The 12,099-nt window shown below is 61.6% G+C and carries 12 protein-coding genes; 10 read left to right on the top strand and 2 right to left on the bottom strand.

All coding sequences use genetic code 11. The annotated features are described in order from the left end of the window. From HBO12_RS09145 to HBO12_RS09130, 4 genes are all read left to right on the top strand, one after another. Complete coding sequence (locus HBO12_RS09145) at positions 1 to 1,296, top strand: c-type cytochrome (protein WP_169954101.1); 1,296 nt, start codon at positions 1 to 3, stop codon at positions 1,294 to 1,296. 81 nt (positions 1,297 to 1,377) lie between these two features. After that, positions 1,378 to 2,436, top strand: coding sequence for a PA0069 family radical SAM protein (locus HBO12_RS09140; RefSeq protein WP_170041986.1), 1,059 nt, complete (start codon positions 1,378 to 1,380; stop codon positions 2,434 to 2,436). A 231-nt stretch (positions 2,437 to 2,667) separates the two neighbouring features. After that, on the top strand, positions 2,668 to 3,399 hold the full coding sequence (locus HBO12_RS09135) for a carbonic anhydrase (RefSeq protein ID WP_057957895.1): 732 nt from the start codon (positions 2,668 to 2,670) through the stop codon (positions 3,397 to 3,399). An 85-nt stretch (positions 3,400 to 3,484) separates the two neighbouring features. Continuing rightward, a complete protein-coding gene (locus tag HBO12_RS09130; RefSeq protein ID WP_170041985.1) occupies positions 3,485 to 5,032 on the top strand; it encodes a SulP family inorganic anion transporter in 1,548 nt (515 codons plus the stop codon). A gap of 86 nt (positions 5,033 to 5,118) precedes the next feature. Here HBO12_RS09130 and HBO12_RS09125 read toward each other — a convergent pair whose 3' ends face one another. After that, positions 5,119 to 5,766 (bottom strand): hypothetical protein, encoded by a 648-nt coding sequence (locus HBO12_RS09125; RefSeq protein WP_169954104.1) that lies wholly within the window; start codon positions 5,764 to 5,766, stop codon positions 5,119 to 5,121. 367 nt (positions 5,767 to 6,133) lie between these two features. On the opposite strand from HBO12_RS09125, the gene coxB reads away from it, so the two are divergent. From coxB to HBO12_RS09105, 4 genes are all read left to right on the top strand, one after another. Next, the gene (gene coxB, locus HBO12_RS09120; protein ID WP_169954105.1) at positions 6,134 to 7,261 is read left to right on the top strand and encodes a cytochrome c oxidase subunit II; all 1,128 of its coding nucleotides are present in this window, start codon (positions 6,134 to 6,136) and stop codon (positions 7,259 to 7,261) included. Positions 7,262 to 7,319: 58 nt separating this feature from the next. Then, a complete protein-coding gene (gene ctaD / locus HBO12_RS09115) occupies positions 7,320 to 8,909 on the top strand; it encodes a cytochrome c oxidase subunit I (RefSeq protein WP_038444815.1) in 1,590 nt (529 codons plus the stop codon). Between the two features lie 120 nt (positions 8,910 to 9,029). Then, entirely contained in the window at positions 9,030 to 9,581 is a 552-nt protein-coding gene (locus tag HBO12_RS09110) for a cytochrome c oxidase assembly protein (protein WP_057439257.1), read from the top strand. A 34-nt stretch (positions 9,582 to 9,615) separates the two neighbouring features. Beyond that, positions 9,616 to 10,503 carry a cytochrome c oxidase subunit 3 gene (locus tag HBO12_RS09105; RefSeq protein ID WP_169954106.1) on the top strand — a complete coding sequence of 296 codons (888 nt, stop codon included), beginning with the start codon at positions 9,616 to 9,618 and terminating at the stop codon, positions 10,501 to 10,503. A 4-nt stretch (positions 10,504 to 10,507) separates the two neighbouring features. Here the strand turns inward: HBO12_RS09105 and HBO12_RS09100 are convergent, their stop codons facing one another. Then, entirely contained in the window at positions 10,508 to 10,711 is a 204-nt protein-coding gene (locus HBO12_RS09100) for a twin transmembrane helix small protein (RefSeq protein ID WP_170041984.1), read from the bottom strand. Positions 10,712 to 10,795: 84 nt separating this feature from the next. On the opposite strand from HBO12_RS09100, the gene HBO12_RS09095 reads away from it, so the two are divergent. Both HBO12_RS09095 and HBO12_RS09090 read left to right on the top strand, forming a co-directional pair. After that, positions 10,796 to 11,536, top strand: a complete 741-nt coding sequence (locus tag HBO12_RS09095) for an SURF1 family protein (protein ID WP_170041983.1) — start codon at positions 10,796 to 10,798, stop codon at positions 11,534 to 11,536. Continuing rightward, entirely contained in the window at positions 11,502 to 12,095 is a 594-nt protein-coding gene (locus HBO12_RS09090; RefSeq protein WP_170041982.1) for a hypothetical protein, read from the top strand. Before HBO12_RS09095 ends, HBO12_RS09090 begins: the two co-directional genes overlap by 35 nt. Positions 12,096 to 12,099 lie beyond the last annotated feature (4 nt).

Here is a 12,099-nt window from a genome sequence, read left to right as displayed (position 1 = left end):
ATGAAAGCATTTGTTATCGCAACCCTGGCCCTGTTCAGCAGTTGCTCGGTGAGCGCCGCTGAAACTGATCTGGTCAAACAGGGCGAATACCTGGCTCGCGCCGGTGACTGCGTGGCCTGCCATACCGCCAAGGGCGGCAAGCCGTTTGCCGGTGGCCTGGCGATGGAAACCCCGATCGGCGTGATCTACTCAACCAACATCACCCCGGACAAAACCGGCCTGGGGGACTACAGCTTTGAAGATTTCGACAAAGCCGTGCGCCATGGTGTCGCCAAAAGCGGTAGTACCCTTTACCCGGCGATGCCCTACCCGTCTTACGCACGTGTCAGCGAAACCGACATGCAGGCGCTGTATGCGTACTTTATGAAAGGCGTGGAGCCGGTCGCCCAGGCGAACCAGGACAGTGATATTCCCTGGCCCTTGAGCATGCGCTGGCCCCTGGCGGCATGGCGTTGGATGTTTGCGCCCGAGGTGGCGGGCTATCAGGCTCCGGCCGATGCCGACCCGGTGATCAGCCGTGGCGCCTACCTAGTGGAAGGCCTCGGTCACTGTGGCGCCTGCCATACCCCGCGAGCCCTGACCATGCAGGAAAAGGCCCTGAGCGCGTCGCAAGGTGCGGCGTTCCTGTCCGGCAGTGCGCCCCTGGAAGGCTGGATCGCCAAAAGCCTGCGCGGCGACCACAAGGACGGCCTGGGCAGTTGGAGCGAAGAGCAACTGGTGCAGTTTCTCAAGACCGGTCGCAGTGATCGCAGCGCGGTGTTTGGCGGCATGAGCGACGTTGTAGTCCACAGCATGCAGTACATGTCTGAAGACGACCTGACCGCTATCGCCCGTTACCTCAAGAGCCTGCCGGCAGTCGATCCCAAGGATCAGCCGCACCAGTACGACAAGCAGGTGGCCGAGGCTTTATGGAAAGGCGATGACAGCCAGCCGGGCGCTGCGGTGTACATCGACAACTGCGCGGCCTGCCATCGCACCGATGGCCATGGCTACACCCGGGTGTTCCCGGCGCTGGCGGGCAACCCGGTGTTGCAGACGGCGGATGCCACATCGTTGATCAACATTGTGTTGAATGGTGGAACCCTGCCGGCCACACACGCAGCGCCTTCTACATTCACCATGCCGGCCTTTGCCTGGCGCTTGTCGGATCAGGAAGTGGCGGATGTGGTCAGTTTTATTCGGGGCAGCTGGGGTAACCAGGGCGCGCCGGTGAAGGCTGGTGACGTGGCCGACCTGCGCAAAAGCGATAAACACACCACCTCGGGCGACGATCTGGGGCAAGTGACGAGTCACTGATTTTGCCTTTGCCGCCCAACGGCACTGGTCAGATACGCTGCGCCTCGATACTGTATATAAAAACAGTATCGAGGCGTTTTCATGTCCACTCCTCTGCCGCCGCGCGGGCGAGGCACCGCCACCAACCTGCACAATCGCTTCGCGCCCACGGTGAGTGTGGCCGAGGATGACGGCTGGTATCAGGAAGTGCCGCCGACCCAGGGCACCGAAGTGCGCATCGAGACGGCGAAGACCATCATCACCCGCAACACCTCGCCGGACCTGCTGTTCGACCGCTCCATCAACCCTTACCGGGGGTGTGAGCACGGTTGCATTTATTGTTATGCGCGGCCCAGCCATGCCTATTGGGACATGTCCCCGGGCCTGGACTTTGAAACCAAGCTGATCGCCAAGAGCAACGCCGCCCAGGTGCTGGAGCAACAATTGTCCAAGCCCGGTTATGTGTGCGCGCCGATCAACCTGGGCTCCAACACGGACCCGTACCAGCCCATCGAGCGCGAGTACCAGATCACCCGGCAAACCCTGCAAGTGCTGCTGCGCTATCGCCACCCGGTGACTATCGTGACCAAGGGTTCGTTGATCCTGCGTGACCTTGACCTGCTCACCGAACTGGCCCGCCAGCGGCTGGTGGCGGTGATGATCAGCCTTACCAGCCTGGACGACGAACTCAAGCGCATCCTGGAGCCTCGTGCAGCGGCGCCCAAGGCGCGGCTGCGGGCGATCCGGGTGATGCGCGAGGCAGGGATCCCGGTAGGCGTGCTGTGCTCGCCGATGATTCCGATGATCAACGACAGCGAACTGGAAAGCCTGCTCGCCGAGGCCCATGCCGCCGGGGCGCAGAGCGCCGCCTATATGATGCTGCGCCTGCCCCTTGAGGTGGCGCCGCTGTTCGAGGAGTGGTTGGCGGCCCATTACCCGCAACGGGCGGCCCATGTGATGAGCCTGGTACGCCAGGTGCGCGGTGGCGAAGTCTATGACAGCCGCTTCGGTGTGCGCATGCGCGGTGAAGGACCGTTTGCCGACCTGCTGGCGCAACGATTTGCCAAGGCGATCAAGCGCTTGGGGCTTGACCAGCGGGAGGGCTTCAATCTCGATTGCAGTGCATTCTGTCCACCCGGCAGGCAGCTGGCTTTGTTGTAGACTGATACAAATGCGCGGGTTTCCCGGCCAGGGTGGTCGCGTTTTGATATCACTGAAACCCGCGAGATAGAGCGGTTGATTCAGTTTGAGTTAAGTTTCGGCAGGTACCTTGTTCATTGAGTGACTGATGGGTCGGCGGCGCTGGCTGGGTGGTTTGCATGTGTTGTTTCCCGGTGATCGCGCGTCGACCTCAACTGCAAGACTCTCCTGCCCCAACCACGAGGATGAATCATGAGTGACAAGGATAAACAGCCGTTGGCTGCGTCGGCTTCAGCCCCTCACGAGGCGGAGTCCGCCGATGCAGCGCTGCAGCACATCGTTGATGGCTTTTTGCATTTCCATAACGAGGTCTTTCCCCAGCAGGAAGAGCTCTTCAAGAAACTCGCCACGGCCCAGAGCCCACGGGCGATGTTTATCACCTGTGCCGACTCGCGCATTGTTCCGGAACTGATCACCCAGAGCTCCCCGGGCGATTTGTTTGTCACCCGTAACGTGGGTAACGTCGTGCCGCCTTACGGGCAGATGAACGGCGGTGTGTCCACGGCCATCGAGTACGCGGTGCTGGCGCTTGGCGTGCAGCACATCATCGTCTGCGGCCACTCCGATTGTGGCGCCATGCGGGCCGTGCTCAACCCCCAGAGCCTGGAAAAAATGCCCACGGTCAAAGCCTGGCTGCGCCACGCCGAGGTCGCCAAGACCATGGTCCAGGACAACTGTGATTGCGCCAATGAAGGCGAAAGCATGCAGGTGCTGACCGAAGAAAACGTCATCGCCCAGTTGCAACACTTGCGCACCCACCCCTCTGTGGCTTCGCGCATGGCCAACGGCCATTTGTTCATCCACGGCTGGATCTACAACATCGAGACCAGCGAGATCAAAGCCTACGATGCGGACCAGGCCACGTTCCGGCCGCTGAGCGGGTCCGGACCGATCCCTTCGGCGACGCCCAAAGCGCGCTTCTAAAACAATCCCCTGCCGGGTAATGCGATGGCTGCCATGGATGCAGCCAGGCCTTGCCACGCCCGGCGAATGCCTCGGGAGAGTCATCATGCGTGCAGCTCAATTAAAAACAGTGCTGCCACGGGAGCTGTTGGCTTCGGTGGTGGTGTTTCTGGTGGCCTTGCCCCTGTGCATGGGGATCGCCATTGCATCCGGGATGCCACCGGCCAAGGGGCTGATCACCGGGATTATCGGTGGCCTGGTGGTGGGCTGGCTGGCCGGTTCGCCCCTGCAAGTCAGCGGCCCGGCGGCCGGCTTGGCGGTGTTGGTGTTCGAACTGGTGCGCCAGCACGGCATGCTGATGCTTGGGCCGATCCTGCTCTTGGCGGGTTTCCTGCAACTGGTGGCCGGGCGCCTGCGCCTGGGCTGCTGGTTCCGGGTGACGGCGCCGGCGGTGGTCTACGGCATGCTGGCGGGGATCGGGGTGTTGATCGTCCTGTCGCAAGTGCATGTGATGCTCGATGGGGCGCCCAAGCCTTCGGGGTTGGATAACCTCGCGGGCTTCCCCGCCGCAGTGGCCCAGGCCATTCCCAGCCTGGGTGGCGGGCTCGGTTGGCAAGCCGGCCTGCTGGGCTTGGCGACCATGCTGGTGATGTGGTTGTGGGACCGGTTTCGCCCGCAAAAGCTGCGCTTTGTCCCCGGCGCATTGCTTGGCGTGGGCCTGGCGACCGTGACCAGCCTGGCGCTGGCCTTGCAGGTCAAGCGCGTGGAGGTGCCGGAAAACCTCGCCGATGCCATTTATTGGTTGCGCCCCAGCGACCTGCTGAACCTGGCCGATCCCAACCTGCTGATTGCGGCCTTCGCGGTAGCCTTTATTGCCAGTGCCGAAACTCTGCTCTCGGCGGCAGCAGTGGACCGCATGCATAACGGCCAACGCTCGGACTTCGATAAGGAACTATCCGCTCAGGGTGTAGGCAACATGCTCTGCGGTCTGGTGGGTGCATTGCCCATGACCGGGGTGATCGTGCGCAGCTCGGCCAACGTCCAGGCGGGGGCAACCACGCGCTTGTCGGCGATGTTCCACGGCCTTTGGCTACTGGCCTTCGTATTGCTGTTGTCGAGCGTGCTGCAAAGCATTCCGGTGGCGAGCCTGGCGGGGGTGCTGGTGTACACCGGCATCAAGCTGGTGGACCTCAAGGCGTTCCGTGGCCTGGCGCGTTATGGCCGGATGCCGATGTTCACCTACGCCGCCACGGCCCTGGCGATCATCTTCACCGATTTGCTGACGGGAGTGCTGGTGGGCTTCGGCCTGACCCTGGTCAAACTGGCGTGGAAGGCTTCACGGTTGAAAGTCAGCCTGATCGACCTGCCCCAGGACGGTGAGATGGAGTTGCGATTGACCGGTGCGGCGACCTTTCTCAAGGTGCCCGCATTGACCCAGGTGCTGGCGACTGTGCCGGCGGGGACCACGGTGCATGTGCCGCTCAATAACCTGAGCTACGTGGATCACTCGTGCCTGGAGTTGCTGGAGGAATGGGGGCGGGCCAATGCGGCCAAGGGCTCGAAGTTGGTGATCGAGGCGCGCGGGTTGAAGCGCAGGTTGGAAGGGCGGATACGTACCACGACGCGGATTGGTTCGGCCCCGTCAGTGGGCTGACGAAACCGGATAAAAAAATGTGGGAGCGGCGCTGCGACGATTCGACTTGCCCGCTCCCACACTTTGTTCTGCGCCAGGCCGGAAATTCAGGCTGGCTGATCCAGCTCCAACTCCACGCCCAATTGGCGCGACAGGCACGGCCAGCGCTTCCACGCGGCTTCCGTTGCCGGGCTCTTGAGCTGTTCGCGATAGGCCTCGACGGACTCCAGGGCGAAGCTCTCTTCATTGAGCATTTCATCCACCGCCAGGTGCACGGCTTCATCCAGCTGATTGGCGAAATCTTCGCCGATCAGTTGGTGGGCAATCACGTTGGCAACGGTGGTGTCTGCCGGAATCAACGGCTGGCCGAAATGCTTGATATACAGATCGTTTACTTCTTCCACCAGTCGGTGGGCCAGGTAGGCCTCGTCCAACAGGCCGTTGAGGCCTTCATGGGCCGTCAGGATCGCCGGCGGCTGTAGAAAGAAATGCTCGGCGATTTTCAGCACCGGCTTGATCTGGCTTTCAATCCCGGCTTCCCGGGCCACGTCGTTGGCGGCGTCCAGCAGGTCCGGGACCTGGTCGATGTAGGCGGTGACGAAACGCGTCATCACGGCATTGCGATCACCGTCGGCCAGGGAAATGGCCGAGTGCAGGTGTGGCAACTGTGCGTCCAGTTGTTTAGCCAATTGGCCGGTGGACGCTTCGTGTTGATGGGCACGGGAAATCTGCTCGCGCAATGCGGCGGTGTTCATGAAAGCTCCAGGAATACGGGCGTAGGAAAGGGGATTGCATAAGGTAGCTCGTTTATACGAGCCCCTAAGACGCATTTGTCATAATTATTTCATGGTTATGCGCCGCTGTTATATCGAAATGCCATCGTTCGTCGGATAGGCCCTGAATCTGCTGGCCGGCCAATGCCGTTCGTCTCTTTTTACTGATTTGTCCCCACACATTGCGGGGTCGCAGTCGCTGTCTATACTCGGGTTTGTACGCAATTAGCTGATGACGCCCGACTGCATTAGGCAGGCAAGGCTTGGCGGATGTAAGCAGTTTGGAAGCCGCCCCCTTGGCCGCAGGTGCAAACCGGCGGGATAACAAGAACGATAAGGGGAACCCGCAATGACGCGACATCCACATGTTTGGATGGGCTTACTCTTGTGGTCAGTATTCAGCCAGGCGCAAGCCGCCTGGACGGTGAATATGGCACCAGGGGCCACTGAAGTCAGTCACGCCGTGTTCGACCTGCACATGACCATTTTCTGGATCTGTGTGGTGATCGGCATCATCGTGTTTGGCGCCATGTTCTGGTCGATGATTGTGCATCGACGCTCCACGGGCCAGGTGGCGGCCAAGTTCCACGAAAGCACGACGGTCGAGATTCTCTGGACGGTGGTGCCCTTGCTGATCCTCGTCGCCATGGCCATTCCGGCGACCAAGACCCTGATCAACATCTACGACAGCAGTGAATCGGATATCGATATCCAGGTCACCGGCTACCAGTGGAAGTGGCACTACAAGTACCTGGGCCAGGACGTCGAGTTCTTCAGCAACCTGGCCACTCCCGCCGAGCAGATCCATAACCAGGCCACCAAGGGCGAACACTATCTGCTGGAAGTCGACCAACCGCTGGTGCTGCCGGTGGGCGCCAAGGTGCGCTTTTTGGTGACGGCCGCCGACGTGATCCATTCGTGGTGGGTGCCGGCGTTTGCGGTCAAGCGCGATGCGATCCCAGGCTTCGTCAACGAGGCCTGGACCCGGGTCGAGAAGCCCGGCATCTACCGTGGCCAGTGCGCGGAGCTGTGCGGCAAGGATCACGGCTTCATGCCCATCGTGGTCGAGGTCAAGTCCAAGGCCGACTACGAAACCTGGCTTGGCGAGCGCAAGGAGGAAGCCGCCAAGCTCAAGGAGCTGACCTCCAAAGAGTGGACGCGCGAAGAGCTGGTGGCCCGTGGCGACAAGGTCTACCACACCACCTGCGTGGCCTGTCACCAGGCCGAAGGCCAGGGCCTACCGCCGATGTTCCCGGCGCTCAAAGGCTCGAAAATCGCCACTGGACCGGCGGCAGACCACCTGAGCATCGTCTACCACGGTAAGCCCGGTACGGCGATGGCGGCCTTTGGCAAACAACTGTCGGAAGTCGATATTGCGGCGGTCGTGACCTACGAGCGTAACGCCTGGGGCAACAACAAAGGCGACATGGTCACGCCCAAAGACGTGCTGGCCATCAAACAGGCGGAAAGCAAATGAACCTCTTCATTGCGTATGCCCTGAACCGCCCCGCCCATCCGCTTGCAGGAGAACGGCCATGAGCACTGTGATCGATGACCACGGTCATGCCGCTGACCACGCCCACGGTCCCGCCAAGGGCCTGATGCGCTGGGTGCTGACCACCAACCACAAAGACATCGGGACCATGTACCTGTGGTTCAGCTTCGCCATGTTCCTGCTCGGCGGCTCGTTCGCCATGGTGATCCGTGCCGAGTTGTTCCAGCCGGGCTTGCAGATCGTCGAGCCGGCGTTCTTCAACCAGATGACCACCATGCATGGCTTGATCATGGTGTTTGGCGCGGTGATGCCGGCGTTTGTCGGCCTGGCCAACTGGATGATCCCACTGATGATCGGCGCGCCGGACATGGCCTTGCCGCGCATGAACAACTTCAGCTTCTGGCTGCTGCCGGCGGCGTTCCTGCTGCTGGTCTCGACCCTGTTCACCCCCGGTGGCGGGCCGAATTTTGGCTGGACCTTCTACGCGCCGCTTTCCACCACCTACGCCCCGGAAAGCGTGACGTTCTTTATCTTTGCCATCCACCTGATGGGTATCAGCTCGATCATGGGCGCGATCAACGTGGTCGCCACCATCCTCAACCTGCGCGCACCGGGCATGACCCTGATGAAGATGCCGCTGTTCGTCTGGACCTGGCTGATCACCGCCTTCCTGCTGATTGCGGTGATGCCGGTGCTGGCCGGTTGCGTGACGATGATGCTGATGGATATCCACTTCGGCACCAGCTTCTTCAGCGCTGCCGGCGGTGGTGACCCGGTGTTGTTCCAGCATGTGTTCTGGTTCTTCGGCCATCCTGAGGTGTACATCATGATCCTGCCGGCCTTCGGTGCCGTCAGCTCGATCATCCCGACCTTTTCGCGCAAGCCGCTGTTTGGCTACACCTCGATGGTCTACGCCACGGCGAGCATCGCGTTCCTGTCGTTTATCGTGTGGGCGCACCACATGTTCGTGGTGGGTATTCCGCTGGTGGGCGAGCTGTTCTTCATGTACGCCACCCTGCTGATCGCGGTGCCCACCGGGGTCAAGGTGTTCAACTGGGTCAGCACCATGTGGCAAGGCTCGCTGACGTTCGAGACGCCCATGCTGTTTGCCGTGGCCTTTGTGATCCTGTTCACCATCGGCGGCTTTTCCGGGCTGATGCTGGCGATTGCCCCAGCGGACTTCCAGTACCACGACACCTACTTTGTGGTGGCGCATTTCCATTACGTACTGGTGCCTGGAGCGATCTTCGGGATCTTCGCCTCGGCTTACTACTGGCTGCCGAAATGGACCGGCCATATGTACGACGAAACCCTGGGCAAGCTGCACTTCTGGCTGTCGTTCGTGGGGATGAACATGGCGTTCTTCCCGATGCACTTCGTGGGGCTGGCCGGCATGCCACGGCGGGTGCCGGACTACAACCTGCAGTTCGCCGACTTCAACATGGTGTCGTCGATTGGCGCCTTTATGTTCGGCGCCACGCAGATCTTCTTCCTGTTTATCGTGATCAAGTGCATCCGGGGCGGTAAGCCGGCGCCGGCCAAGCCGTGGGATGGCGCCGAAGGGCTGGAGTGGAGCATTCCTTCGCCGGCGCCGTATCACACCTTCACCACGCCGCCGGAGGTCAAATGAGCCCGGTCATGAAAACACTCCCGATCCCCTGTGGGAGCGGGCTTGCCCGAGATGGCGGCCTCAAGACCCCTGCAGAGCTTGAGGGCCTCATCGCGAAGCCAGCTCGCCCAGGTGGGCGCCATGGCTGACTCCGTCCCTCTCAACCGCCTGGTCACGCGCCTGCTGATCCTGGTGTTGGCGATGTTCGCCTTCGGTTTTGCCCTGGTGCCGATCTACGACGTGATGTGCAAGGCGTTCGGCATCAACGGCAAGACTGCGGGGCAGTACGAAGGCTCGCAGGTGGTCGATCCGTCACGTCAGATACGGGTGCAATTCCTGTCGACCAATGCCATCGATATGGTCTGGGAATTCCACTCCAGGGCCGACGAAATCGTGGTCCACCCCGGTGCGGTCAACGAGATGGTGTTCGTGGCCTTCAACCCCACCGACAAGCCGATGACCGCCCAGGCGATCCCGAGTATTTCCCCGGCCGAAGCGGCGATGTACTTCCACAAGACCGAGTGCTTTTGCTTCACCCAGCAAGTGCTGCAGCCGGGAGAGCGCATCGAGATGCCGGTGCGCTTCATTGTCGATCGCGACATGCCCAAGGATGTGAAGCATTTGACCCTGGCGTACACGCTGTTCGATATCACTGCGCGCCAACCGCCCGTGGCTGTCCATACCGGCGGCTAGGCGTGCCTGCGGGCTCGATTAGGAGAACGGATACATGTCGACTCATGATACGTACTACGTACCAGCGCAAAGCAAATGGCCAATAATTGCCACGTTTGGGCTGTTGATCACCGTGTATGGCCTGGGTGTGTGGTTCAACGACCTCAAGGCGGCCCGCCCGGAATCCCACGGCCCGCTGATCTTTTTCGTCGGCAGCCTGCTGCTGGCCTACATGATGTTTGGCTGGTTTGGCGCGGTGATCAAGGAAAGCCGTGCCGGGTTGTACAGCGCGCAGATGGACCGCTCATTCCGCTGGGGCATGACCTGGTTCATCTTTTCCGAGGTGATGTTTTTTATCGCGTTCTTTGGCGCGCTGTTCTATGTGCGGCATATGTCGGCGCCGTGGCTGGCCGGTGAAGGCTCCAAGGGCATTGCCCATATGCTGTGGCCCAATTTCGAGTTTGCCTGGCCGCTGCTCAACAACCCGGACCCCAAGCTGTTCCCGGCGCCGGAAGGCACCATCAGCCCGTGGGGCCTGCCATTGGTCAACACCATCTTGCTGGTGAGTTCCAGCGTGACCATCACCATCGCCCACCATGCCCTGCGCAAGGGGCATCGCGGCGCGCTGAAGATCTGGCTGGCGATCACCGTGTTGCTGGGGTTGGCGTTCCTCGGGTTCCAGGCCGAGGAATATATCCACGCCTATAAAGAACTGGGCCTGACGCTGGGCTCGGGGGTGTATGGCGCGACGTTCTTCATGCTGACCGGCTTTCACGGCGCCCACGTGACCATCGGCACGATCATTTTGTTCGTGATGCTGATGCGCATCCTCAAGGGGCATTTCAATGCCGAGCACCAGTTCGGTTTCGAGGCGGCCAGTTGGTATTGGCACTTTGTCGACGTGGTGTGGATCGGTCTGTTTTTCTTCGTCTACGTGCTGTAGCGATTTACCAGGGGGCGTGGGAAACCAGCTGGCCGCTGAAGAACCCCCAGGTGATCAGCGCCAGGGTGATCACGGCCAGTACTACACGCACGGTCAAGGCGGTGACGAGGCGATTGGAGTGGCCCTCGTCCTTGACCAGGAAGAACAAGCCACTGAACAGGCTCACAACGGTAGCGATCAGCATCAGGGCGATAGAGGCTTTGAGCATGGTCAGGCTCCAGGGCTCTTATTTTGAGGGGCGGGCAATGAGATTCAGTATAGCCAGCACAGCATCGACCTTCGCGGTAACGCCATGAAACGCTTTCGCCCCGGGATTGCCCCGACCCTGGTGGTGCTGGTGCTGCTACCGCTGATGGTGTTCCTGGGCTTTTGGCAGTTGTCCCGTGGTCAGGAAAAACAGGCACTGCTCCAGAGTTACGCCGAACGCCGGGCGGCGCAGCCCATCAGCGTTGCGCAACTGGAGACGGTGGCGGATCCGGCCTTTCGCCGCGTGCAGTTGCGCGGGCAGTTCGACGCCGCGCACAGCGTGCTGCTGGATAACCGCATGCGCGACGGCAAGGCCGGCGTCGAGTTGCTGCAACCCTTTCATGACCAGGCCAGCGGCCAGTGGCTGTTGCTCAATCGCGGCTGGCTGCCGTGGCCGGACCGGCGCACGCCGCCAGCTTTCACCACCCCCGACCAGCCTTTGAATATCAACGCCTGGGTGTATGTCGCCCCCGGCGAGACGTTCCAGTTACACGCCGACCCAGCCGCCGCGCAATGGCCACGCCTGCTGACGGCGCTGCACCCGCAGGCGCTGTGGGCCGAGCTGGAGCGCAGCGGCTTTGCCTTTGAGCTACGGGCCGAAGCGGGCCCGGCGACCTATGAAACCCAGTGGCCAGTAGTGGCCATGGGCCCGGAAAAACACCTGGGGTATGCCGTGCAGTGGTTCGCCATGGCGCTGGCGCTGCTGGGCCTTTACCTCTACCTCGGCTGGCACAACGCAAGGGAGAAGCACCATGGGAGCGGCCATGAATCCACTCAACATGTCTGACACGCCAGCGGCGCCCAACCGCAGCAAGGGGCGCTGGCAACTGATCCTGATCCTGCTGATGGTGATCGGCCCGATGGTGCTGGCGACCCTGATGTACAAGTGGCAGTTCTGGGTGCCGGACAACCGCAGCGATCATGGCGAAATGATCGGCAATGGCCAGACCCGCAGCGATATCGGCGTGCAGGCCGACGAGGACCGCTGGCAATTGCTGGTCACCGCGCCCGCGGCCTGCGCCGCCGATTGCCAGCAACTGGTCTACCTCGCGCGCCAGTTGCAGATCGGCCTGGGGCGCGATGCGTCCCGTGCCAGCCATGCCCTGGCCAGTGCGCAGCCGGTCGGCGCCGAGTATGAGGCCAAGTTGAAGGCCGAGTATCCGCAGTTGCAGCGTTTGCCCCTGGACCTGCAGACCTTCAAGCAAAACGCTGCCGCGCCGGGCGATGCGCAACTGTGGATCGTCGACCCCCACGGCAACCTGGTGCTGCGCTATGACGCGCGGGTCAAGGGCAAGGATCTGCTCAACGACCTGCGCCACCTGCTGAAACTGTCGAATATCGGATAAGGGC

This window comes from Pseudomonas sp. WS 5059, assembly GCF_012985525.1.
Lineage (GTDB): Bacteria > Pseudomonadota > Gammaproteobacteria > Pseudomonadales > Pseudomonadaceae > Aquipseudomonas.
The sequence above is the reverse complement of the archived record's forward strand: the minus strand, read 5'-3'. Positions and strand labels throughout refer to the sequence as shown.